This is a genomic window from Uliginosibacterium sp. sgz301328, from assembly GCF_041807905.1.
GTDB lineage: Bacteria > Pseudomonadota > Gammaproteobacteria > Burkholderiales > Rhodocyclaceae > JBGVSA01.
The window spans coordinates 1-24,344 of record NZ_JBGVSA010000029.1 but is presented as its reverse complement, the minus strand read 5'-3'; the positions used below and the strand labels follow the sequence as shown (position 1 = coordinate 24,344).

24 protein-coding genes are annotated in these 24,344 nt (G+C 64.2%); 21 read left to right on the top strand and 3 right to left on the bottom strand.

What is annotated here, in order from left to right; all coding sequences use genetic code 11:
* Positions 1-16 precede the first annotated feature (16 nt).
* Positions 17-1,420 (bottom strand): NarK family nitrate/nitrite MFS transporter, encoded by a 1,404-nt coding sequence (locus ACDA63_RS17475; RefSeq protein WP_373664568.1) that lies wholly within the window; start codon positions 1,418-1,420, stop codon positions 17-19.
* Positions 1,421-2,064: 644 nt separating this feature from the next.
* On the opposite strand from ACDA63_RS17475, the gene ACDA63_RS17470 reads away from it, so the two are divergent.
* Entirely contained in the window at positions 2,065-3,318 is a 1,254-nt protein-coding gene (locus tag ACDA63_RS17470) for a nitronate monooxygenase (RefSeq protein ID WP_373664567.1), read from the top strand.
* A 57-nt stretch (positions 3,319-3,375) separates the two neighbouring features.
* Here ACDA63_RS17470 and ACDA63_RS17465 read toward each other — a convergent pair whose 3' ends face one another.
* Positions 3,376-4,212, bottom strand: a complete 837-nt coding sequence (locus tag ACDA63_RS17465; RefSeq protein ID WP_373664566.1) for an IclR family transcriptional regulator C-terminal domain-containing protein — start codon at positions 4,210-4,212, stop codon at positions 3,376-3,378.
* Between the two features lie 277 nt (positions 4,213-4,489).
* Here ACDA63_RS17465 and ACDA63_RS17460 point away from each other — a divergent pair, with 277 nt between their 5' ends.
* The 15 genes from ACDA63_RS17460 to ACDA63_RS17390 all read left to right on the top strand — a co-directional run bounded on the left by ACDA63_RS17460 (position 4,490) and on the right by ACDA63_RS17390 (position 18,494).
* Positions 4,490-5,170, top strand: a complete 681-nt coding sequence (locus ACDA63_RS17460) for a 3-oxoacid CoA-transferase subunit A (protein ID WP_373664565.1) — start codon at positions 4,490-4,492, stop codon at positions 5,168-5,170.
* Positions 5,167-5,817, top strand: a complete 651-nt coding sequence (locus tag ACDA63_RS17455; protein WP_373664564.1) for a 3-oxoacid CoA-transferase subunit B — start codon at positions 5,167-5,169, stop codon at positions 5,815-5,817. Before ACDA63_RS17460 ends, ACDA63_RS17455 begins: the two co-directional genes overlap by 4 nt.
* 1 nt (position 5,818) lies before the next feature.
* Complete coding sequence (pcaF, locus tag ACDA63_RS17450) at positions 5,819-7,030, top strand: 3-oxoadipyl-CoA thiolase (RefSeq protein WP_373664563.1); 1,212 nt, start codon at positions 5,819-5,821, stop codon at positions 7,028-7,030.
* A 67-nt stretch (positions 7,031-7,097) separates the two neighbouring features.
* Positions 7,098-7,811, top strand: coding sequence for a protocatechuate 3,4-dioxygenase subunit beta (gene pcaH / locus ACDA63_RS17445; RefSeq protein ID WP_373664562.1), 714 nt, complete (start codon positions 7,098-7,100; stop codon positions 7,809-7,811).
* Positions 7,808-8,371, top strand: coding sequence for a protocatechuate 3,4-dioxygenase subunit alpha (gene pcaG, locus ACDA63_RS17440; protein WP_373664561.1), 564 nt, complete (start codon positions 7,808-7,810; stop codon positions 8,369-8,371). The genes pcaH and pcaG overlap by 4 nt, the downstream gene beginning before the upstream one ends.
* Before the next feature lie 33 nt (positions 8,372-8,404).
* Positions 8,405-9,796 (top strand): 3-carboxy-cis,cis-muconate cycloisomerase, encoded by a 1,392-nt coding sequence (locus ACDA63_RS17435; RefSeq protein WP_373664560.1) that lies wholly within the window; start codon positions 8,405-8,407, stop codon positions 9,794-9,796.
* Between the two features lie 3 nt (positions 9,797-9,799).
* Positions 9,800-10,627 (top strand): 3-oxoadipate enol-lactonase, encoded by an 828-nt coding sequence (gene pcaD / locus ACDA63_RS17430; RefSeq protein WP_373664559.1) that lies wholly within the window; start codon positions 9,800-9,802, stop codon positions 10,625-10,627.
* A 138-nt stretch (positions 10,628-10,765) separates the two neighbouring features.
* Entirely contained in the window at positions 10,766-11,155 is a 390-nt protein-coding gene (pcaC, locus tag ACDA63_RS17425; RefSeq protein ID WP_373664558.1) for a 4-carboxymuconolactone decarboxylase, read from the top strand.
* A gap of 75 nt (positions 11,156-11,230) precedes the next feature.
* A complete protein-coding gene (locus ACDA63_RS17420) occupies positions 11,231-12,400 on the top strand; it encodes an ABC transporter substrate-binding protein (RefSeq protein WP_373664557.1) in 1,170 nt (389 codons plus the stop codon).
* A 62-nt stretch (positions 12,401-12,462) separates the two neighbouring features.
* Positions 12,463-13,329: a branched-chain amino acid ABC transporter permease gene (locus ACDA63_RS17415; RefSeq protein ID WP_373664556.1), complete on the top strand. Its 867-nt coding sequence runs from the start codon at positions 12,463-12,465 to the stop codon at positions 13,327-13,329.
* On the top strand, positions 13,326-14,357 hold the full coding sequence (locus tag ACDA63_RS17410; RefSeq protein ID WP_373664555.1) for a branched-chain amino acid ABC transporter permease: 1,032 nt from the start codon (positions 13,326-13,328) through the stop codon (positions 14,355-14,357). Before ACDA63_RS17415 ends, ACDA63_RS17410 begins: the two co-directional genes overlap by 4 nt.
* On the top strand, positions 14,354-15,112 hold the full coding sequence (locus tag ACDA63_RS17405) for an ABC transporter ATP-binding protein (RefSeq protein WP_373664554.1): 759 nt from the start codon (positions 14,354-14,356) through the stop codon (positions 15,110-15,112). The genes ACDA63_RS17410 and ACDA63_RS17405 overlap by 4 nt, the downstream gene beginning before the upstream one ends.
* Positions 15,105-15,806, top strand: a complete 702-nt coding sequence (locus ACDA63_RS17400) for an ABC transporter ATP-binding protein (protein ID WP_373664553.1) — start codon at positions 15,105-15,107, stop codon at positions 15,804-15,806. The genes ACDA63_RS17405 and ACDA63_RS17400 overlap by 8 nt, the downstream gene beginning before the upstream one ends.
* Before the next feature lie 115 nt (positions 15,807-15,921).
* Positions 15,922-17,004, top strand: a complete 1,083-nt coding sequence (gene aroG, locus ACDA63_RS17395) for a 3-deoxy-7-phosphoheptulonate synthase AroG (protein WP_373664552.1) — start codon at positions 15,922-15,924, stop codon at positions 17,002-17,004.
* Between the two features lie 263 nt (positions 17,005-17,267).
* A complete protein-coding gene (locus ACDA63_RS17390) occupies positions 17,268-18,494 on the top strand; it encodes a class I SAM-dependent methyltransferase (protein ID WP_373664551.1) in 1,227 nt (408 codons plus the stop codon).
* A gap of 65 nt (positions 18,495-18,559) precedes the next feature.
* Here ACDA63_RS17390 and ACDA63_RS17385 read toward each other — a convergent pair whose 3' ends face one another.
* A complete protein-coding gene (locus tag ACDA63_RS17385) occupies positions 18,560-19,450 on the bottom strand; it encodes a LysR family transcriptional regulator (RefSeq protein ID WP_373664550.1) in 891 nt (296 codons plus the stop codon).
* 313 nt (positions 19,451-19,763) lie between these two features.
* Here ACDA63_RS17385 and ACDA63_RS17380 point away from each other — a divergent pair, with 313 nt between their 5' ends.
* From ACDA63_RS17380 to ACDA63_RS17360, 5 genes are all read left to right on the top strand, one after another.
* Positions 19,764-20,966 carry a mandelate racemase/muconate lactonizing enzyme family protein gene (locus ACDA63_RS17380; protein WP_373664549.1) on the top strand — a complete coding sequence of 401 codons (1,203 nt, stop codon included), beginning with the start codon at positions 19,764-19,766 and terminating at the stop codon, positions 20,964-20,966.
* Positions 20,967-20,986: 20 nt separating this feature from the next.
* The gene (locus ACDA63_RS17375) at positions 20,987-21,772 is read left to right on the top strand and encodes an SDR family oxidoreductase (RefSeq protein WP_373664548.1); all 786 of its coding nucleotides are present in this window, start codon (positions 20,987-20,989) and stop codon (positions 21,770-21,772) included.
* A 64-nt stretch (positions 21,773-21,836) separates the two neighbouring features.
* Positions 21,837-22,862 (top strand): DctP family TRAP transporter solute-binding subunit, encoded by a 1,026-nt coding sequence (locus tag ACDA63_RS17370; RefSeq protein WP_373664547.1) that lies wholly within the window; start codon positions 21,837-21,839, stop codon positions 22,860-22,862.
* Between the two features lie 75 nt (positions 22,863-22,937).
* Complete coding sequence (locus tag ACDA63_RS17365) at positions 22,938-23,495, top strand: TRAP transporter small permease (protein WP_373664546.1); 558 nt, start codon at positions 22,938-22,940, stop codon at positions 23,493-23,495.
* Positions 23,492-24,344 (top strand): TRAP transporter large permease (locus ACDA63_RS17360; RefSeq protein ID WP_373664545.1); only part of this gene is annotated, 853 nt, incomplete at its 3' end. The genes ACDA63_RS17365 and ACDA63_RS17360, both read left to right, overlap by 4 nt.

The following is a 24,344-nucleotide window of genomic DNA, read 5'->3' as shown; positions in this document are numbered from 1 at the left end:
CGCCGCGTGCGTGCGATCAACAGGGCATGGGAGCGCTGCGACGGGCGTAGCGCCACCACGTGAGCAATACGCAGGTGACATAGAAGACCACGAACAGATACAGCGCAGTTTGGGCCGATCCGGTGGTCTGCATGGAATAACCAAAGCTCTGTGGGATGAAGTACCCGCCGTAGGCGCCGATGGCGCTGATGAAGCCGCCGGCGGCGGAGGATTCCAGCGCGCCGTCCAGCTCTGCCTGTTTGAGGGCTGCGTCGCCTTTGCCTTGCGCTTCCATGCGCGTGAGCTTGGGGAAGATCACCGGAATCATCTTGTACGTCGAACCGTTGCCGATGCCCGACAGCAGGAACAGCGCCTGGAACATCAGAAAGAAGCCCCAGAAGTGCCCGCCCACCGGGTTGCCGTCGGCTCCGGTGGTAGGCAGAAAGTGGAGCACGCCGAGGATCGCGAGCGCCATCAGCACGAAGACCCACAGCGTCACCCGTGCGCCGCCGTGCAACTTGTCGGAGATGGTGCCGCCCACCGGGCGGATCACGGCGCCGATGAGCGGCCCGATGAATGCCAGGTGTGTGACGTCCACGCCCGGAAACTGTGTTTTCGACAGTAGCGCGAAGCCGGCCGAAAAACCGATGAAGCTGCCGAAGGTGCCCAGGTACAACCAGCACATGAGCCAGTTGTCGAGCCGCTTGAAGATGACCATCTGGTCCGCCACCGAAGCCTTGGCGCTGGCCAGATCGTTCATGCCGAACCACGCGGCGATGGTCGCGGCGATGACGAACGGCACCCAGATGAAGCCGGCGTTCTGCAACCATATCTGGTGAGTGACGCCGTCCTGCACGTAGGTCTGCGGCGCGCCACCCAAGGCGCCGAAGATGCCGACGGTGATCACGAACGGCACGAGGAACTGCATGACCGATACGCCGAGGTTGCCCAGCCCGGCGTTCATTCCGTTGGCCCAGCCCTTGCGGTGCTTGGGGAAGAACCACGCGATGTTGGCCATCGAGCTCGAAAAATTGCCGCCGCCAAAACCGCACAGCAGCGCAATGATCAGCATGACGGGGAAAGGGGTGGTCGGGTCCTGCAGCGCAAAGCCGAGCCAGATCGACGGGATCAGCAGGCTGGCAGTGGACAGGGTGGTCCATTTGCGGCCGCCGATCAGCGAGGGCATGAAGCTATAGAAGATGCGCAGCGTGGCGCCCGAGAGGTTGGGCAACGCCGTCAGCATGAAGAGTTGGTTCTTGGTGTATCCGAAGCCGACCTGCGGCATCTTGAGCACCACGACGCTCCACACCACCCAGGTGGAAAACGCCAGCAGCAGGCAGGGAATCGAAATCCACAGATTGCGATTGGCGATGCGGCTGCCCTCTCGCTCCCAGAAGTCACTGTCATCGGGGTTCCAGCTGGTGATCCAGTTGCCCGCCACGTGAAGCCTCCTGTCGATGCCAGACGTTCTAGTCAGGATAGACGGCGGATATGACAGTACAAGCCTTCGTGCATCGAGAATATGCCGGATGGTTTTTCGCCATGACGCGTATCGGGACTGCCTGGATTGCTGCCCTGCGGCATCAATCGGCCGAGGCGAGACGCATAGAGAACGCGGCGAGCGTGACGTGGAGAAAAGACATCACCCGTAGTACCATACCCGCCTTGATCGAAATCAAGCAGCTAGCGAGGTCCGGGCCGCGTCCGGTCGCGTCAGCCAGAGCGGCAATGCCTGCCCTCTGTTCCTATCTGGCCTCGGTGCGCTGCACCGATGCGCGTCCACATGCTGTACTGCCAGCGTCGGGTGCTGGCGGAAGCGAAACAGATCGGCAACAACGGTGTGGCGACGGGATGTCGCCATTTTTTCGTTCGGGCGGTGGTATCGAACAGGATTCAAACGCTCGTTTGGATTGGCGAGCGCAGCCGAACCCAGCGCTGGGGCGGCTGCGTCAAACGCTAGACGGAATCGCCTGCGGATAAGGCATACTGTCCGGCTTTGGTGCGCTGCCTTGCGGCGTACGGCGACAGGACCGACCCCCGGTCCGTTGTCGTGAAACGGAAACAAAACGAGAGGCTAATAGCGAGATGAAATGTCTTGATGACTTCCGATTGCAGTTCGGCGCACGAAAGCTGGTGCCGATTGTCATCGGTGGCATGGGTGTCGATATTTCCACGGCGGAGCTGGCGCTGGTCGCCGCGCGCCTGGGCGGCATCGGCCACATCTCTGACGCCATGGTGCCGACGGTGACCGACCGCCGTCACAAGACCCGTTTCGTCTCTGAAAAGACCAAGCTCTATAAGTACAACGTCGACAACCTCGACAAGTCCGAGGTCAAGTTCGATCTCGGACAGCTCGCGGAGGCCACGCGCCTGCACGTGGGCAAGACCATGGAAGCCAAGCGGGGCGAAGGCATGATCTTCGTGAACTGCATGGAAAAGCTCACCATGGGCGGCCCGAAGGAAACCCTCAGCGTGCGCCTGAACGCCGCGCTCGACGCCGGCATCGACGGCATCACGCTGTCGGCCGGCCTGCACCTGGGTTCGTTCCACCTCATCGCCGGTCACCCGCGTTTCCGCGACGCCAAGCTGGGCATCATCGTTTCATCGGCGCGCGCGTTGCAGCTCTTCCTGCGCAAGAACGCCAAGCTCGATCGTCTGCCCGACTACGTCATCGTCGAAGGCCCCTTGGCCGGCGGCCACCTCGGCTTTGGCGCCGACGACTGGCAGAAGTACGACCTCGCCACGCTGGTCGGCGAAGTCTGCCAGTTCATGCGCGACAACCATCTGGATATTCCCGTCATCGCGGCGGGCGGCGTGTTCACCGGCGGCGACGCGGTGCACATGATGGAGCAGGGCGCGGCAGGCGTTCAGGTGGCCACGCGCTTCACCGTCACCAACGAGTGCGGCCTGCCCGACAAGGTCAAGCAGGAATACTTCCGCGCGCAGGAAGCCGACATTGAAGTGAACACCATTTCGCCGACCGGCTACCCGATGCGCATGCTCAAGAGCAGCCCGGCGATCGGTGCCGGGATTCGTCCCAACTGCGAGGCGTACGGTTACCTGCTCGACGGCGAAGGCAACTGCGCCTACATCGAGGCGTACAACGAAGCCATCTCCAAGGCCGCGAATCCCAAGGTCATTTCGGTCATGAGCAAGACCTGCCTGTGCACGCACATGCGCAACTTCGACTGCTGGACCTGCGGGCACTACACGTATCGCCTGAAGGACACCACGCGCCAGCAGGCCGACGGCAGCTACCAGTTGCTGACCGCGGAACATGTCTTCCGCGACTACCAGTTCAGCTCCGGCAACACCATCGCGTTGCCTGACGCGATCTGAACGTCATCGGCCGGCGCGGCGTTCGTCGCGCAGGCCGATCGTTCCGGCTCACTCCCCTCACGCCGGCAACAACAACCCCAATTCATCCGCCGCCGCCCGTAACACGGGCAGCACGCGCTTCTGCATATCGGGCACCGAGATGCGCGAACTGTGCGTGCCCAGGTTGAGCGCGGCGATGACCTTGTGCTGCGGATTGAAGATCGGCACGGCGATCGAGCGCAGGCCGACTTCGAGTTCCTGGTCGATCAGCGCGTAGCCCTCCGTTCCCACTTGCCTGAGCACCGCACGCAGCGCGTCCGCGTCGGCCACGGTGTATGCAGTGCGTTTGATGAGTTTTGCGCGCCCCAGGAAGGCGTCGAGCTGGGCAGGCGAGAGTGCGGCGAGCAGTACGCGGCCCATGGAGGTGCAATACGCCGGCAAACGGCTGCCGACCGACAGATCCACCGACATGATGCGGCTGGTGGTCTTGGAGCGCGCGACGTAGAAGATCTCTTCGCCTTCGAGCGTGGCGACCGAGCAGGATTCATGCAGTTGCGCGCTGATGCGTTCGAGGATGGGGGCCGCCAGCGTGGCGAGCGGCGACGAACTCAGGTACGCGTGTCCCAGCGCCAGCGTTTTGGGGGTGAGCACGAAGTGGCGTTCGTCGTCACTGCTGGCAAAGCCCAACTGCTGGAGCGTGTAGACACAGCGGCGCACCGCCGCGCGCGAAAGCCCGGTGCGCAGTGCCAGCTGCGCCACCGACAGTCCGCGCTTCTGCTGCCCGAAGGCCGAGATCACCAACAGTCCGCGCGCAAGCGACATCATGAAATTCGGATCGCCCGCGAACGCGTTCAGTGCGGCCGCGCGACTGACGACTTCTGGCGCCGCGGCAGCGCCTGTTTCTGTCTCTTCCATTGAACGCTCCCGTTGCAGACGCGCCGCTTCTTTTCCGGCGCGCCGGGGTTCATGACTTTTTGGTCGAATATCGCACCCATTAGCGATTATCGGTATTGCCGGGTGCGTTTGCGGAAGATTACAGTGCTTTCATTCACCGCACAAACGTGCGTTTATCGCACAATATAAAGGGTGAAGAGTGCGCCCCGACAGAGAGGGCGCTGGCGAGAATCCACCGGGATCGCTCGGGACGGGTTCGACACCGACCATGCGAACGCATGGAGGAGACAACAGCGTCATGATCGACAAGACCCGAGCGTCCGCCGCCGAGGCGGTCGCCGACATCCACGACGGCGCCACCGTAATGATCGGCGGCTTCGGCACGGCCGGGCAGCCTGCCGAACTGATCGATGCGCTGATCGAGCAGGGCGCGCGCGAGCTCACCATCGTCAACAACAATGCCGGCAATGGTGAGACCGGGTTGGCCGCGTTGCTGGCCGCGCGCCGCGTGCGCAAGATCGTGTGTTCATTCCCGCGCCAGAGCGATTCGCAGGTATTCGATGCGCTTTATCGCGCGGGCGACATCGAACTCGAACTCGTGCCGCAGGGCAACCTGGCTCTGCGTATTCAGTCTGCCGGCGCCGGCTTCGGCGCGGTATTCACGCCGACCGGTTTTGGAACCTTGCTGGCCGAAGGCAAGGAAACGCGCGAGATCGACGGCCGCCAGTACGTGCTGGAATATCCGATCCGCGCCGACTTCGCGCTGATCAAGGCGCATCGCGCGGATCGCTGGGGCAACCTCGTGTATCGCAAGACGGCGCGCAATTTCGGTCCGATCATGGCGACTGCCGCGCGCTGCACCATCGCGCAGGTGTCGGAGATCGTGGCGCTCGGCGAACTCGACCCGGAAGCAGTGGTGACGCCCGGCATCTTCGTCAAACGCGTGGTCGCGCTGCCGCAGAACGGAGCCCTTCAATGAACCGTCTTTCCCGCGACCAGATGGCGGCGCGCGTGGCGCGCGACATCCCCGAAGGCGCCTATGTGAACCTTGGCATCGGCCTGCCCACGCGCGTGGCGAACTATCTGCCGCACGAACGCGAGATATTCCTGCACAGCGAGAACGGCCTGTTGGGCATGGGGCCGGCGCCGGCGCCCGCAGACGTCGATCCTGAACTCATCAATGCCGGCAAGGAGCCGGTGACGCTGCTGCCCGGCGGCTGCTTTTTCCACCACGGTGATTCGTTCGCCATGATGCGCGGCGGCCACCTGGACATCTGCGTGCTGGGCGCCTTCCAGGTGTCGAGCAAGGGCGATCTGGCCAACTGGCACACGGGGGCTGCGGACGCGATTCCCGCCGTGGGCGGCGCCATGGATCTGGCCATCGGCGCCAAACAGGTGTTCGTGATGATGGAATACCTGACCAAGAACGGCGAATGCAAGATCGTCGAGCACTGCACGTATCCGCTGACGGGCATCCGCTGTGTCGATCGCATCTACACGGATCTGGCCGTCGTCGACATCACGCCGGACGGCCCCATCGTGCGCGAGATGGTTGCCGGCCTCGACTTCGATGCCTTGCAGACCATGACCCCCGTGCGCCTGCGCATGCTCGAAGAGGTGGTCTGAGATGATCGACGCCTACATCTGCGACGCCATCCGCACCCCGTTCGGCCGCTACGGCGGCGCGCTGTCGAGCGTGCGCCCGGACGACCTGGGCGCGGTGCCGTTGCGGGCGCTCATGGCGCGCAACCCGGGCGTCGACTGGAGCGCGGTCGATGACGTCATCTACGGTTGCGCCAACCAGGCCGGCGAAGACAACCGCAATGTCGGGCGCATGTCGCTGCTGCTCGCGGGGCTGCCGCAGGAGGTGCCCGGCACCACCGTCAATCGCCTGTGCGGATCGAGCCTCGATGCAGTCGCCATCGCCGCTCGCGCCATCAAGGCGGGCGAAGCGCACCTGCTGATCGCCGGCGGCGTGGAGAGCATGTCGCGCGCGCCGTATGTCATGGGCAAGGCCGACGCGGCGTGGTCGCGCAACATGAAGATCGAAGACACCACCATCGGCTGGCGCTTCGTCAATCCGCAGATGAAGCGCGACTACGGTGTCGATTCAATGCCGGAGACGGCGGAGAACGTGGCCGCCGAATTCAAGGTGAAGCGCGCCGACCAGGATGCCTTTGCCTTGCGCAGCCAGCAGCGTGCGGCTGCCGCGCAGGAATCCGGCCGGCTGGCACGCGAGATCACGCCCGTCGATGTCGTCGGCCGCAAGGGCGAGGTGACGCAGGTCACGCGCGACGAACACATCCGCGCCGATACCACGCTCGAAGCGCTGGCACGCCTGAAGAGCGTGGTGCGCGAAGGCGGCACCGTTACGGCGGGCAACGCCTCGGGCGTCAACGACGGCGCCGCGGCAATCCTGCTGGCCTCGGCCGAGGGCGTGCGTCGCCATGGCCTGAAGCCGCGCGCGCGCGTCGTGGCAGCCGCCGCAGCAGGTGTCGCCCCGCGCATCATGGGGTTTGCGCCGGCACCCGCCATGCGCAAAGTGCTCGCGCTGGCCGGGCTGACCCTCGGGCAGATGGACGTGGTCGAACTGAACGAGGCGTTTGCCGCACAGGCCCTGGCCGTCACGCGTGACCATGGACTCGCGGACGACGCGGCCCACGTGAATCCGAATGGCGGGGCCATCGCCATCGGTCACCCGCTGGGCGCATCGGGCGCGCGGCTCATCACCGCCGCCGTGAATCAACTGGAGCATCAACAGGGACGATACGCGCTATGCACAATGTGCATTGGCGTCGGACAGGGGATTGCCGTCATCATTGAACGCTTGCCTGCCTGATTGCGGGCACGTGCCGCGCAACGCTCACAGAAGCAGCGGCCCGAACAGAGAGAGGAGACACACGCTCATGATCATCACGCCGACCGGCTATCGTCGCCCGATGGCGGGCACCCAGCCGGATTATCTCCACGCGCCGTACGGCTCGTCCGTCAAACGCTCGCCGCGCCAGCCGCTCATCATGCTGCCGCATTCCTTGTCCGAAGTGACCGGCCCGGTCTTCGGCTACGGCGACGTGCAGGAGGGCGACAACGATCTGACCGCAGGGCATGCCGGCCAGCCGCAGGGCGAGCGGATCATCGTGACCGGCCGCGTGCTCGACGAGAATGGCCGACCGGTGCCGCATACGCTGGTCGAACTTTGGCAGGCCAACGCGGCCGGGCGCTATCGCCACGCGGTGGACAACCATGACGCACCGCTCGACCCGAACTTCACCGGCAACGGCCGCACCATTACCGATGCCAACGGCCGTTATCGCTTCGTCACCATCAAGCCGGGGGCGTACCCGTGGCGCAATCACTACAACGCCTGGCGCCCGCAGCACATTCACTTTTCGGTTTTCGGCCCGGCGTTCGCCACGCGCCTGGTGACGCAGATGTACTTTCCGGGCGACCCGCTGCTGCCGTATGACCCGATCTTCAATTGCGTGGCCGACCCGAAAGCTGCGCAACGCCTGATTGCTCGCTTCGATTGGGAACACACGATCCCCGAAATCGCGCTGGGCTACAGTTTTGACATCATCCTGCGCGGCCCCGAAGCCACGCCGATGGAGAACCGCAAATGAGCCTGTGCACCACGAGTTCGCAAACCGTCGGCCCGTACTATCGCATCGGGCTGGACTGGCTGATCAAGACCGACCTCGCGCCCGAAGGCGTGGCGGGCGAGCGTGTCACCATCGAAGGGCGTCTGACCGACGCCGATGGCAAGGGCATTCCCGATGCCGTGCTGGAAATCTGGCAGGCCAACTCGCGCGGGCGTTACCCGAGCCCGAGCGACACGCGCGAAGAGATCGAACTGGAGCCCGCCTTCCGGGGCTGGGGCCGTGTGCCGACCGACGACAGCGGCGTGTTCCGCTTCACCACCATCAAGCCGGGTAACGTGCCGGGCTACAACGGTGAGCCGCAGGCGCCGCATCTGAACGTGACGCTGCTGATGCGCGGCATCCTGCGCCACCTGTATACGCGCATGTATTTTCCCGATGACGCCACGACGCATGACCCGGTGCTGGCGCTGGTGCCGCAGGAGCGCCGCGCCACGCTCGTCGCGCGCGAGACCGAACCCGGCAGACTGCGGTGGGACGTCGTCGTGCAAGGGCAGGGCGAGACGGTGTTCTTCGATTGCTGAGCGCCGGAAGTCTCTTGAATGGAGTCGTGGAAGATGGCTGCTGACCCGAACGATCGCGAATCCGCTGGCAGCGCCATTCTCGCGGCCATGTTCGGCACGCGCGAGATGGAAGCCATTTTCAGCGACGCGGGCTGGATCGGGCGCATGCTGCGTTTCGAGGCGGCGCTTGCGCGCGCCGAGGCGATTGAGGCCGTGATCCCGGCCTCGGCCGTCGCCGCCATCGAGGCGCAATGCGCGACGCTGCCGGACATCGCGACGCTCGCATCGGCTGCCGCGCTGGCCGGCAATCCGGCCATTCCGCTCGTGAAGGACCTCACGCGCCGCGTGGCCGCCGTCGATGAGCCGGCCAGCCGCTACGTGCATTGGGGCGCGACCAGCCAGGACGCGATGGACACCGCGCAGGTGCTGCAATTGCGCGATGCGCTGGCAGTGCTCGATGGGCAACTGTCCACGCTGTGCACCGCGTGTGTGGCACTGGCGCAGGCTCATCGCAATACGCCGATGATCGGACGCACATGGTTGCAGCAGGCCTTGCCCACGACCTTTGGCGTCAAGGCGGCTGGCTGGCTGTCCGCGCTGGTGCGCCATCGCCAGCGCTTGTTGCACGTGCGCCGCAATGCGCTGGTACTGCAATTTGGCGGCGCAGCCGGCACGTTGGCCTCGCTCGGCGACCGGGGCGTGGCGGTGGCGCGCGCGTTGGGGCGCCAGCTTGATCTGCCGGTGCCGGACATGCCGTGGCATGCGCACCGCGACCGCATCGTCGAGGTCGGCGCAGCAGCCGGATTGATCGTCGGCACGCTCGGCAAGATCGCGCGGGACGTGTCGCTGATGATGCAGACCGAAGTCGGCGAAGCCTTTGAACCGGCCGCGCCCGGAAAGGGCGGCTCTTCGACCATGCCGCACAAGCGCAACCCGGTCGGCTGCGCCGTGGCACTGCAGGCCGCCACGCGCGCACCGATGCTGGTCGCCTCGCTCTTTGCCGGCATGGTGCAGGAGCACGAACGCGGTCTGGGCGGCTGGCAGGCCGAATGGACCACGTTGCCAGAACTGATGCGCATGACCTCGGGCGCCGCCGCCCACATGGCCGAAGTGCTGCAAGGGCTGGAAGTCGACACCGGGCGCATGCGTGCGAACCTCGACATCACCTGTGGCACCGTCATGAGCGAGGCCGTAGCCATGGCGTTGGGCGACGCACTTGGGCGCCAAGTCGCGCACGAGCTTGTCGAACACGCCAGCCGCCAGGCGCTGGCCGAACATCGTCCCTTGCGCGAGGTGCTGGCCGGCGTCGATGCCATTCGCGCGCACTTGTCGCCGCAACGCCTGGATGAGCTTTGCGATCCGCGTCGTTACATTGGCGTAGCGACGTCGTTCATCGATGAAGCACTGGCGCAGGCGCGCGCAGTGGAAGAACAGATCAAGGAGTGATGAGTGATCACCGAGGTGGCTGCTGACTGCGCCGTTGTCAATGCCAACGGCATCAATATCCGGTATCGGCTCGAAGGGCCGGCGGACGCGCCCGTTGTCGTGCTGTCCGCCTCATTGGGCACCGACCTGTCGATGTGGGCGGCGCAGGTCGAACTGCTGGCCCAGCACTATCGCGTGCTGCGGTATGACACGCGCGGCCATGGCGGCAGCGACGTGCCGCGCGGACCGTACACGCTCGACCAGTTGGGTGGCGATGTGGTCGGCCTGCTCGACGCGCTCGGCATCGCGCGGGCGCACTTCTGCGGTATCTCGATGGGCGGAATCATCGGGCAATGGCTGGGCATTCACGCGCCCCATCGCCTGTTGAGCCTGACCATCGCCAGCACCGCGGCGCGCATCGGCACGCGCGAAGGCTGGCTCGATAGGGCTGCGCTCGTGCGCCGCGCCGGCATGGCGCCAGTGGTCGAAGCCACCCCCGCACGGTGGTTTACGCCGGGTTTCGTCGAATACCAGCCCGCCGCCGTCGCCCGCGCGCTGGCAATGCTGGGGGCCTGCCCAACCGAAGGCTACGCATCGTGCTGCGAAGCGTTGGCCGACGCTGACCTGCGCGACACGATCACGCATATCCGCGTACCGACGCTGATCATCGCCGGCCTGCACGATCCGGTGACGACACCCGCCGACGCCGACTTCATCGCCAGTCGCATCGGCAACGCGCGCCGCGCCGATCTGGCCGCCTCGCACCTGTCCAACATCGAAGCCGCCCACAGCTTCAACGATGCGCTGCTCGGCTCGCTGATGATGCGCGATTCGGCCAAGACGTTGGCGTAGGCGGTGCTTTTGAAAGCAGTGCATGAGGAACGGTGACGCGTGAAGGTGGCAATGGCGGATGACGCTTCGCTTTTCCGCCCTGCGTCATAGTGATCGCTGTCTCTGCACAACGTTGGAAAACAGATTTCGAGAGAAGACATGGATGAAAAAGACCGCTTCGATCAAGGCATGAAGACCCGCCGCGCCGTACTCGGCGACGCCCACGTCGACCGCACCGTCGCCCGCCGCAATGACTTCAACGGCGAGTTCCAGGACTTCCTCACCCGCTACGCCTGGGGCGACATCTGGACGCGGCCCGGCCTGCCGCGTCACGCGCGCAGCCTGATCACCGTCGCCATGCTCATTGCACTCAACCGGCAGGACGAACTGCGCATGCACATGCGCGCCGCGTTCAACAACGGCGTGACGCGCGACGAGCTGAAGGAACTGATCATGCACTCGGCCCTGTACTGCGGACTGCCCGCGGCGAACTCGGCGATGCATCTGGCCGAGGAAGTCTTCGCGGCCATGGAGGACAAGGATCGCTGACACCGCTACACCGCTCGGGCGGCCAGCGGAACCCGGCAGCCAGAACCCTGATGGAGGAGAGACATGAAAAGCACAATGACAAAGACACTGGGTGCCGTCGCCACGGCGCTCGCCGCCTGGATGACGGCACCGGCCGCGCTCGCCGACACCATCAAGGTGGGGCTCGTGGGCGAGTTCTCCGGCCCCTTTGCCGACTACGGCAAGGAGATGATGGCCGGCATCAAGGCCTACCAGAAGATCCACGGTGACACCGTGGGTGGCCACAAGATCGAGATCGTCACCAAGGACACCACCGGTCCGTCGCCCGAGATCGCCAAGCGCGTGGCGCAAGAGTTGATCGTGCAGGACAAGGTGCAGTTCCTCGCGGGCTTTGGGCTGACGCCGAACGCGATGGCGGTGGCACCCATCGCCACGCAATCGAAGACGCCTATGGTCGTGATGAACGCGGCGACGGCCGCCATCACCACGGCGTCGCCGTACATCGTGCGCTTTTCCTTCACGTTGCCGCAGATGACGGTGCCAATGGCGACGTGGGCGTCGAAGAACGGCGTCAAGTCGGTCTACACGGTGGCCTCCGACTACGGCCCCGGCATCGATGCCGAAGAAACGTTCATCAAGGCCTTCAAGGCCAATGGCGGCACCATCGTCGGTTCGGTGCGCGTGCCGCTCAAGAGTCCCGAGTTCGCACCTTTCGTGCAGCGCGTGAAGGACGCCAAGCCGCAGGCGGTGTTTGTCTTCCTGCCGGCGGGCGAGCAGGGCATCGCCTTCATGAAGAGCTTCAACGAGCGCGGTCTGGCGCAGGCCGGCATCAAGGTGATCGCCCCGGGCGACCTGACCGACGACAACGTGCTCGACGCGATGGGCGACCCGATCCTTGGCGTGATCACCACGCACAACTACTCGGCGGCGCACGATTCGCCGGAGAACAAGGCTTTCCTCAAGGCCTTCGCGGACGCCAATGGCACCAGCATGCGGCCGAACTTCATGGCGGTGGCGGCCTATGACGGCATGGCCGCGATCTATGAAACCGTGCGCAAGCTCAATGGCAAGATCGACGGCGAAAAGGCCATGGATGTGCTGAAGAACTTCAAGACGACCAGCCCGCGCGGTGCGGTGGCGATCGATCCGGCCACGCGCGAGATCGTCGAAACGGTGTACGTGCGGCGTGTCGAGCGTCGTGACGGCAAGCTCTACAACGTGGAGTTCGACTCGTTCCCGAACGTGAAGGACCCGACCAAAGAGTAAGCCCGTCGCGGGCCGGCATTGGCGTGTCGGCCCGCGCGGTGCAGCAGCATGGAGTTCTTCGCATGATTGCCAGCTTTCTCGGTGTGCTGTTCGATGGCGTGGCCTACGGCAGCCTGCTGTTCCTGGTCAGCATCGGCCTGTCCGTCACGATGGGCCTGATGAATTTCATCAACCTCGCGCACGGCGCATTTGCCATGTTGGGGGGGTACGTCACGGTGATGTTGATGACACGCCTGGGCGTGCCGTTCCTCGCCACCTTGCCGGCTGCGTTCATCGCGTCGGCGGTGATCGGCATCGTTCTGGAGCGCGCGCTGTATCGTCGCCTGCATGGCGCGAGTCCGCTCGACCAGGTGTTGTTCTCGATCGGCCTGACCTTCATGGCGGTGGCGGTGGCCACCTATCTCTGGGGCTCGGGCCAGCAACCGGTTCATCTGCCTGCTTTCCTGACCGGGCAGGTGCATGTATTGGGTCTCGATCTTGGCGCGTACCGCTTGTTTCTCATCGCACTGGTGGTGGTGATCACGCTCGCGCTGGGCTACATGGTGGAACGTACACGCTTCGGCGCGCAGATCCGTGCGGCGGTCGACAACAAGGAAGCCGCGGCCGGCCTGGGCATCAATGTGGGGCGCGTGTTCGGCGTGACCTTCGCGCTCGGCTCCGGGCTCGCCGGCCTGGGCGGCGCGCTTGGCATCGACGTGCTCGGGCTCGATCCGACCTTCCCCATCAAGTACATGGTGTATTTCCTGCTGGTGGTATCGGTGGGCGGCGCGGGGTCGATGAAGGGCGCGCTGGTGGCGGCCGTCGTGCTCGGCGTATTCGACGTGGCCGGCAAGTATTACGTGCCGGAGACGGGCGCTTTCATCATCTACGCGCTGATGGTGGTGCTCCTGCTCCTTTTCCCGCGCGGACTCTACGGGAGACGCGCATGACGACGGCTCAACTGGCAGCCATGTTCCTGCCCCGACGACACGAATCTTCGCTTCGCAACGGTCTGGCCGATGGTCGCTGGCGGGCGGCCGAATGGGTGTTCTGGCTCGTGCTGCTTGCGGCGTATTTCGTGTTTCCCGAGCGCCTGGTGCTGGGGAGCCAGATTCTCATCACCGCGTTGTTCGCGCTGTCGCTGGATCTCATTCTCGGCTACGCCGGCATCGCCTCGCTCGGACATGCGGCGTATTTCGGCATCGGCGCCTATGCGGCCGGGCTGCTCGCCAAGCATGGTTTCGGCGAGCCGCTGACGGGGCTCGCGCTGGCTGCGGCCGTGGCGGCCGTGGCCGGGTATCTGGTGAGCTTTCTCATCGTGCGCGGAACCGACCTCACGCGCCTGATGGTGACGATGGCCATCGGCATGGTGTGCTACGAGGCCGCCAACAAGGCGCATTTCATTACCGGTGGCGTGGACGGGCTCACCGGCGTGGTGATGAAGCCGATCTTCGGCGCCTTCGAGTTCGGCTTCGACGGCAAGGTGGCGTACCTCTACAGCCTCATCGTTGCGTTCGTCCTGTTCTGGGCCGTGCGGCGCGTGATCCACTCGCCATTCGGTCTTTCGCTGCGCGGCATCCGCGAAGGCGGTGCACGCATGCCGGCCATCGGGGCGCCGGTCAGGAAGCGCCTGATCGCGGTGTTCACCTTGTCAGCCGCGCTGGCCGGCGTGGCAGGCGCGCTGATGGCGCAGACCACGCAGTTCGTGGCGCTGGACAGTCTGTCGTTCTCGCGCTCGGCCGAGTTGCTCATCATTCTGGTGCTCGGCGGAGCGGGGCGCTTGTATGGCGGCTTCATCGGCGCGCTGGTGTTCATGGTGATGCAGAGCTGGCTGTCGGATATGAATCCGGTCTATTGGCAGTTCTGGATCGGCCTGCTGCTGGTGGTGATCGTGCTGTTCGCCCGTGGCGGCATTCTCGGCGGCATCGAAACCCTGCGCGACAAACTGCGCGCCAGGCATCCGGAGGGCGCGCAATGACGCCGCAATACGTTCTGCGCACCGAAGGACTGTGCCGCCAGTTCGGCACCTTCAAGGCCAACAGTGATGTATCGATCGCCTTGCCGCACGGCGCCCGCCATGCGTTGATCGGCCCCAACGGCGCGGGCAAGACGACGCTCATCAACATGCTGACCGGTGTACTGCCGCCGAGCGCCGGGCAGGTATTCCTGCGCGAAGAGAACATCACGTCGTTGCCGCAGAGTGTGCGCGTCAAGCGCGGTCTCACGCGCACCTTCCAGATCAATACCCTGTTCTGGGGGCTGACGGTGCTCGAATCGGTCCTGCTGGCGATCTGCGAGCGCAAGGGCGTGGCGACAGCATGGTGGCGGCCCCTGTCGCAACGCACCGAGGAGATCGAAGAGGCCATGACCTTGCTGCGCCAGTTGCATCTCGAACGCGATGCGCAGCGCATCACGCGCAGCCTGCCGTATGGCCGTCAGCGGCTCGTCGAGATCGCTCTGGCACTGGCGACGAAACCTTCAGTGCTGTTGCTGGACGAGCCCGCAGCGGGCATTCCGGCCGGCGAAAGCCGCGAGATCTTTGAAGTGCTGGCGGCATTGCCCAGCGACGTTTCGATCCTCTTCATCGAGCATGACATGGACATTGTGTTCCGTTTCGCCCAGCGCATCACCGTGCTGGTAGGCGGCAAGGTGCTGACTGACGGCACGCCCGCAGAGATCGCCTCCGACCCGCGTGTGAAGGAGGTCTATCTCGGGGAGTCCGAACATGTCTGAACTGTTGGCTCTGGACAATGTGCGCGCCGGCTACGGCGACGCGGTGGTGCTCGAAGGCGTCTCGCTGGCGCTGGAAGAGGGCGACAGCCTCGCGCTGCTGGGCCGCAACGGAATGGGCAAGACCACGCTCATCACCACGCTGATGGGGCTCACGCGGCTGCATGGGGGGGCAGTGCGCTGGCGCGGCGACGAGATCGGACGCGCGCCCATCTTCCGTCGGGCACGCATGGGGCTGGGTTGGGTGCCGCAGGAGCGCCACATGTTTCCGTCGCTCACCGTCGAAGAGCACCTGACCTCGGTCGCCCGTCCCGGGCGCTGGGACCTGAAGGCGGTGTACGAACTCTTCCCGCGATTGCAGGAACGGCGCGCCAACATGGGCAACCAGCTCTCCGGCGGCGAGCAACAAATGGTGGCGATCGCCCGCGCGCTGATGATCAACCCGAGTCTTTTGCTGCTGGACGAGCCGATGGAGGGCTTGGCCCCCGTGATCGTGCAGGAACTCATGGCGGCGGTGCGCAGGATGATCTCGGAGGGCGGCATGGCCGTGATCGTGGTCGAACAGCACGCCCGGCTGGCCCTGTCGCTCACGCGGCAGGCCATCGTGCTGGAGCGCGGCCGCGTCGTGCATCGCGGCAGCAGCCAGGCACTGCTGGACGAGCCGGAGCAGGTGCAGCGCTACCTGTCGGTGCACTGACGAAAGCTCCCAAGGCCGGCATCACACGCCGCCCAATCGGGGCCATAGGCAAGCGGCGACGCGCTCTACGCTAGAATGGAGCACTTTTTCTTTCGCCAGGCCCCGAGAGCTTCACATGAACGCCCCGACCAAGCTGCATATCGACGACGTCCGTATCCGCGAAATCAAGGAACTGGCGCCGCCCGCGCATGTGCTGCGCGAATTTCCGGTCACCGAGCGTTCGGCGCAGACGACGTTCGAGGCGCGCACGGCGATCCACCGCATTCTCTTCGGGGCCGACGATCGCCTGATGGTGATCGTGGGCCCGTGCTCGATCCACGATACCGAGGCCGCGCTGGATTACGCACGTCGCCTCAAGGCCCAGGCTGATCGTCTGAAGGACGACCTGCTGGTGGTGATGCGCGTCTATTTCGAGAAGCCGCGCACCACGGTGGGGTGGAAGGGACTCATCAATGACCCGTTCCTGGACAACAGTTTCAAGATCAACGAGGGCCTGCGCATCGCGCGCAAGCTGCTGTGGGAAATCAACGAGATGGGGCTGCCGGCGGCGACCGAGTTCCTCGACATGATCACGCCGCAGTACTTCGCGGATTTCATTTCGTGGGGTGCGATCGGCGCACGCACGACCGAAAGCCAGGTCCATCGCGAACTGGCTTCCGGGCTGTCGTGCCCGGTGGGCTTCAAGAACGGCACCGACGGCAACCTGCGCATCGCCATCGACGCGATCAAGGCTGCGCAGGCGCCGCATCACTTTCTGTCGGTGACCAAGGCCGGCCATTCGGCGATCGTGTCGACCTCGGGCAACGAGGACTGCCATGTGATCCTGCGTGGCGGCAAGGAACCCAATTACGATGCCGCCAACGTCGACAAGGCTTGCACGGAACTTGCTGCGGCAGGTGTGCCCGCCAAGCTGATGGTGGATTTCTCTCACGCCAACAGCCGCAAGAAGTACGAACTGCAGATCGACGTGGCGCGCGACGTTGCCGGGCAACTGGCCGACGGCGACGACCGCATCATGGGCATCATGTGCGAATCGCACCTGAATGGCGGCCGCCAGGATCTGGTGCCGGGCGCCAAGCTGGAGTACGGCAAGAGCATCACCGACGGCTGCATCGGCTGGGAAGACACCGTCGGCGTACTCGATGTGCTGGCTGAAGCCGTGCGTCAGCGCCGGCTCAAGCTGGCAACGCGCGAGTAAGGCTGCCGCGCGCACTCGCGCAAAGCTGCGGGCTTGGCCCGACAGCGCTGGAACGTGCAGGGATTTACGCCCGCGCGGATAGTGCCCATGGGGCCGTCGAGATTGCGGCGGCCACCGATGTTGCGCTACCCTCGAGGGTAATGCTGCCGCATGTGATGATTCATTTCTGAACAATGCGGCATCTATGATGTCCTTCACCGCCGTGATCGGGACTCGTCGCGGCGATGCAAGCTCACACATTCTTCAACCGGATGGAGGCTTGTATGTTTCAACTCGCATCGGCACTGCCTTCCAGCGTCCTGGAGCGTAAGGTCGAATCGTTCATCGAATCGTGGCGTGGTCTGGAAGGCTTGCCGTTGGCGGTGGAGCTATGGAACGGCAAGCGTTTCGAGCTCAACTCCGATCCGGCCGTGACGCTCCGCGTCAATTCGGCCAAGCTGCTGAGCCAACTGCAGCATCCCAACCTGGACAGCCTCGGCGAAGCCTATGCCGAAGGCTTGATCGACGTTCAGGGCCATATTCGTGAAGTGTTCAACGTGGTCGCCCGATTGGTCGAGCACTTCGGCGAAGCCGCCCGCCCCAAAATCGCCGAGCATAAGCACACCAAGAAGGTCGACGCGGAGTCGATCGAATACCACTACGACGTTTCCAACGATTTCTACCGCACCTGGCTCGATGAGCAGATGGTGTATTCGTGCGCGTACTTTCGCAGCCCGCACGACTCGCTGGAACAGGCGCAGGTCCAGAAGCTCGATCACATCCTGACCAAGATCCAGGTCAAGCCGGGCGAGCGTCTGCTCGACATCGGCTGCGGCTGGGGCGCGCTGGTGCTGCGCGCGGCGCAGAAGTACGGGGCCAATTGCGTGGGCGTCACCCTGTCGCATCGCCAGTTCGAACTGGCGACGCAGCGCGTGAAGGACGCCGGGCTCGAAGGGCAGGTGGAAATCCGCCTGCAGGACTACCGCGACGTGAAGGGTTCGTTCGACAAGATCACTAGCGTGGGCATGTTTGAACACGTCGGCCTGAAGAACCTGCGCGGTTACTTTGCGCACATTCATGATCTGCTGCGCGACGGTGGCGTGGTGCTCAACCACGGGATCACGTCGAGCGACCCTGATTCAGGCGAGACGCCGTTCGGCGGCGGTCGATTCATCGACCGCTACGTGTTCCCCAACGGCGAATTGCCGCACATCAGCTATGCGCTCAAGGAGCTGGCCGCGGGCGGACTGGAAGCCACCGACATCGAGAACCTGCGCCTGCATTATGCGCAAACGCTCGATCACTGGACGGATCGGTTCGAGGCCAACGGCGCCAAGTTGCTGGAGATGGTCGGCGACAAGCGTTTCCGCATCTGGCGTGCGTATCTGGCCGGCTGCGCCTATGGCTTCCGACACAATTGGATGGCGTTGCACCAGATCGTGGCCGTCAAGCTTGGCAAGCCGGAAGAAAACCCGCTGCCGATGACACGCGACTATATGTACCAGCGTTGAGCATCGCGTGGTCGATCACCGCAAACGGCAGGCAGGCGCCTGCCGTTTTCTTTTGTGCCGACCGATCACGGGGGCGGCTCTGCCAGTATGTCGTCGATGACGTCCATGAAGATCCGCTTGATCGGATCGTCGAGGGACGTCCACGCCAGGCCGACGCTCGAGTGGAAGTCGGGCAGATCGAGCGGGCGCAGTGCCAGCCCCGGCATCGTCGCGACAGCCGTCAGCGACGGCAGGATGCCGATCCCCATGCCCGCCGCCACGAGCGCGATCATGGTGGTGAATTCCCCCAGTTCCTTGCCGATACGCAGTGTCAGTCCCTGGCGCTGGAATGCGGTGAGCAGGCCATCGTACAGGCCGGGCGCGAACCGACGGGCCAGTACGAAGACGTCGTACTCCGACAGGTCCCGCAGCGAGACGGATGCGCGTGCGCTCAGCGGGTGATCGGAGGGCAGGGCGACGAGGAAAGGCTCCCGTATCAGTTCGCGTGTCTGGATGCCACGCGCGTCCAGCGGAAGGCGGACGAAGCCGAAATCGATGCGCCCGTCGCGCAGTGCCGCGATCTGGTCGGGTGAAGGCATGTCCTTGGTGACCAGCTCGATGTCCGGATAGCGCGCGTGCATGCGTCGGATGAGCCGTGGCAGCAAATGCGGCACGACCGACGAGACCTCTCCGAGCCGCAGGCTGCCGATTTCTCCATTGTGGGCGCTGCGTGCGCGCTGTACTGCACGGTGCGCCTGTTCGAGCGTAGCCCGCGCCTCCGGCAGAAAAATGCTGCCTGCATGACTGAGGGAGACCCGATGGCGGTCCCGCTCGAACAGCAGCACATTCAGTTCTTGTTCCAGCGCCTTGATTTGCATGCTCAGCGCAGGCTGAACGATGTGCAGGCGCTCTGCCGCACGCCCGAAATGGAGCTCTTCCGCAAGGGCGACGAAGGCCCGCAGATGCTTCAGTTCCATGATTCAAATTCTCGTCCGCAACGGCGTCAGTCTGGCGCCAGGATTCCGTGATGACAAGCTCCGGACATGATCTTTGTCAGTTGTCGTGCACAGGGAAAATCGTGCGTAAGGCAATGAAATTACGGATGAATATTCGGCGATGAGGTGTTATTGCGAGGCGTGATCACGAAATCACGAAATACGATTTCCGTATGATTTTCATTGGTGGTCTAGTTCACCTCATGCATTGCGCGCCTTGCGCCGGTCAGCACCGGCAAGTCAAAAAAACGCGCATGTCATGCGTTTCACATCTTCAACCATCAAGCAAACGAACATGAAAATCACCGCAGTCGAATCCGTCCGTGTCGAAGAATTTTCGAACGTGCTGTGGGTGCGCGTTCATACCGATGCCGGCATCGTCGGGCTCGGCGAAACCTTTTACGGCGCAGGCGCGGTGGAAGCGCATCTGCATGACACGCTGGCACAGCGGCTTCTTGGAAAGGACCCGCTGGCCATCGAAGCGCTCAACCGCGAGATGGTCAACCTGCCCCTGGCTCAGTCGTCGACAGGCGCCGAGTACCGCGCAGCGTCGGCAGTCGACCTCGCCCTGTGGGACATCTTCGGTAAATCCTGCGGCCTGCCGGTGCACCAGATGCTCGGCGGCCGGTGCCACGACAGGCTGCGCGTCTACAACACCTGCGCCGGCTACAAGTACGTGCGCAGCCAGAACATCAAGCCTGTTGGCACCTGGAATCTGGGCGATGGGACGGGGCCTTACGAAGATCTGGACGCCTTCCTGAACCGCGCCGATGCGCTGGCGGAAAGTCTGCTCGCGCAGGGCATCACCGCCATGAAGATATGGCCCTTCGACGCGGCCGCCATCGAAAACGACGGCCGTTACATCAGCAGTGCGCAGCTCAAGCGGGCGCTGGAGCCGTTCGAAAAAATCCGCAAGGCCGTGGGCGATCGCATGGACATCATGGTCGAGTTCCATTGCCTGTGGAATCTGCCCACCGCCAAGCAGATCGCACGCGAACTGGAGCCCTACAAGCCCGTCTGGTTCGAGGACCCGATCCGTATGAATTCCCCCTTGGCGCTGGCCGAGTACGCCGATGCGACTTCCGTCTGGGTATGCGCGAGCGAGACGCTCGGGTCGCGCTATGCCTACAAGGAGTTCCTCGACCGTGGCGCCGTCGATGTCGTCATGACCGATCTGGTGTGGACGGGCGGTTTGACCGAGGGCCGCAAGATCGCCGCCATGGCCGATGCACAGCACCTGCCTTTCGCGCCGCATGACTGTACCGGACCGGTCGCTTTCGCCGCCGCCGTCCATGCCTCGTTCAGTCAGCCCAATACCCTGATCCAGGAGTCGGTACGCGCCTTCTACACCGGTTGGTACAAGGAGTTGGTCACCGAGGTGCCTCGCATCGAGAACGGCTACGTCTATCCGATGGAGGCGCCGGGCCTGGGGTTGGAGTTGTTGCCCACCGTGTTCGAGCGCGCCGATACCCGGCGCCGCATCAGTGAATTGAAGTGACCACAGGAGTCCTCCCGATAATGCTATCGAATTCCAATTCTTCCGCGCTGTTCGATCTGACCGGCCGCACCGCGCTCGTGACGGGTGCCGCGCGCGGTCTTGGCTATTGCTATGCGCAGGGTCTGGCGCAGGCTGGCGCGTCGATCGTGCTCAACGATGTGCGCGACGGGCTCCTGGCCGAATCTGTCGCCAAGCTGACCGCTGGCGGCCATTGCGCGCGCGGTGCCGCCTTCGACGTGACCGACGAGGATGCCGTCGCCGCCGCGTTTGCCGCGCTCGATGCCGACGGTGTCGAGGTCGACATCGTCATCAACAACGCCGGAATCCAGTTCCGCAAGCCGATGGTGGACCTCGCGCTTGCCGATTGGCAGCGCGTCATCGATACCAACCTGACCAGTGCTTTTGTCGTGGCGCGCGAAGCGGCGCGTCGCATGATTGCGCGTGGGCGCGGCGGCAAGATCATCAATATCGGCTCGCTCACCAGCGAGGGGGCCCGTGCGACGGTGGCGCCCTACACGGCGGCAAAGGGCGGCATCAAGATGCTGACGCGGGCCATGTCGGCGGAGTGGGCGCGATTCAACATCCAGTCCAACGCCATCGGACCCGGATACATCCTGACCGACATGAACACCGCCCTGATCGACGACGAGAAGTTCGATGCCTGGGTCAAGAGCAGTAATCCGTCCGGGCGTTGGGGCCGGCCCGAGGAGTTGATCGGCGTGGCGGTGTTCCTGTCGTCGGCGGCTTCGGACTACATCAACGGCCAGATCGTGTACGTGGACGGCGGGTGGCTGGCCGTGCTTTGAGACGAACCATTCCTTCGCCCGCTGCGACACGTACGGGCGGGCGGAGTCACACCGAGGAGACAGCATGAAAATCACAACGACCTTTACGAAAACGTCCATCGCCGCCGCCTTCATCGGCGCAGCGGTGCTGGTGGCGCCGACGATTGCACAGGCGCAGGCGCCGATCCGGCTCGGACATAGTTTCACCGAGCAGCATCCGCGCGGGCAGGCGATGCTGAAATTCGCCGCCGAGGTTGAGAAGGCGACCGGTGGCGCGGTCAAGATCAATGTGTTCCCCAACGCTTCATTGGGGTCCGAGGAACGCATGCTGCAGGCGACCCAGAGCGGTGTGCAGCAGTTCTACATGGGGGCGCTGGCGCCATTCTCGGTGCGCAAGAAAGAACTGCAGATATTCGACTTCCCCTTCCTGTTCAATGACGAAGCTGAAGTGGCTTCGGTCATGGATGGCCCCATTGGCCAGAAGATGCTTGCCAACCTGAGCGACACCGGCATCGAAGGCCTGAGCTGGGCCGGCGGCGCGTTTCGCAACGTCGCCAACACCAAGCGGCCGATCAAGACGTTCGCAGATTTCAAGGGGCTGAAGATTCGCGTCATGCAGAGCCCCGTGGCAATCGACAGCTTCAAGGCGATGGGGATGAACGCCACGCCGATGGCATATTCCGAGGTCTACACGGCGCTGGAGATCGGCGCGCTCGATGGGCTGGAGCATCCGCCGGTGGACATGTACCAGAACAAGATCTACGAGATCGTCAAGAATCTGGCGATCACCCATCACGTCTACACCCCGGTCGCCCTGGTGGTGAACAAGAAGTGGTTCACGGGTCTGCCTGCCGCGCAGCAGGAAGGCATCCGCAAGGCGGCGATCGTGGCGCGCGACTTCCAGCGCGCCGAAGAAATGCGCCAGGAGAAAGAAGCCGTCGACATGCTCGCCGCCAAGGGGATGGCTGTCACGCATCTGCCGCCGGCGGAACTGGCGAAGATGCGCCAGGCGGTCCAGCCGGTCGTCGACAAGTACTCGGCTTCGATCGGTGCCGACTTCGTCAAGAGCTTCTATGCCGCCATCGCCAAGGCGCGCAAGGGAGCCAACTGAGGAGGACCGCCATCGCAGGGGGATCGCGCAAGGACATGCGCGACCGTCCCCCGCGCGGAGGTGGGGGAGGAATAAATGGGAAATCTGTTCGACGTTCTTTCGCGGGTCTCCATGCGCGTGCTCGAATTCATCATGGTCGTCATGATGGTCGGCATGCTGTTGCTGGTAGGGCTCAACGTTTTCTTGCGCATCGGCTTCAACAGCGGCATCGACTTCGCCGACGAGATTCCGCGCTTCATGTTCGTCTGGCTGACGTTCTGCGGTGCGGTCGTGGCGATGAAGCAGCGTACCCACATCAACGTCAACATGTTCGTGGAGATGTCGCCGCGCACGGTGCGCACGGTCTTCTACGTCATCACCCAGTCGCTCGTGCTGGTATGCGGTGGCTATCTGTTCTACGGCACCGGCATGCTGCATGAGGTCATTGCCGATAATGCCTCGCCGGTGCTGCAGATCAGCACGCTGTGGGTATTCGGCGTGACGTACGTCGCGGGGGCCGGCCTGCTGCTCATTGCAGCGTCGAACCTGATCCGCCTGATGATGGGGCGCATCGATGACGACGAACTCGCCGGGCGCCCGGCACGGGACGACGAATCCACGGGCACCGATGGGAATGCCGGGGTGGCGCCATGACCCTGGCCATCTACATCGTGGTGCTGCTGGCGCTCGTCGCCATCGGAACGCCCATCTCCTTCGCCTTGCTGGGGTGCGCGCTGGCGTTGATGTTCTACCTCGGCATGAACGACCCGCAGATCGTCGTGCAAAGCATGTGGGACGGGGCCAACAGTTTTCCACTGCTGGCGGTGCCATTCTTCATGCTCGCCGGCGAATTCATGAACGCTGGTGGCATGACGCGCCGGATCATCCGCCTGGCCATGGCGTGGGTCGGGCACATTCCCGGAGGGCTCGGCTACGTTGCCGTCATTGCTGCCGTCATCATGGCCTCGCTGTCGGGATCGGCCGCCGCCGATACCGCCGCGCTCGCGGCGGTCCTGTTGCCGATGATGCGTTCGGCCGGCTATGACATGCCGCGCTCAGGCGGGCTGATTGCCTCCGGCGGCATCATCGCGCCGGTCATTCCGCCTTCGATCGCCATGATCCTGTTGGGCGTCACCGGGCAGGTGTCGATCGCGAAGCTGTTCCTCGCCGGCATCGTGCCCGGCATTCTGATGGGCATTGCCATCATGGGAACGTGGTATGTCGTTGCGCGCCGCGACAAGCTGGCGGTTGAACCGCGCATGTCATGGCGCGTGCGCTTCACCGAAACGCGCAAGGCGTTCTGGGCGCTGCTGTTGCCAGTGGTGATCATCGGCGGACTGAAGACAGGCTTCTTCACGCCGACCGAGGCGGCGATCATCGCAGCGTGGTATTCGTTGTTCGTGGGGATATTCGTCTACCGCGAAATCCGTCTCGCCAATCTGTATGGATTGATCCTGGCGGCCGCCAAGACGACCGCTGTCGTCATGCTGCTGGTCGCGGCGG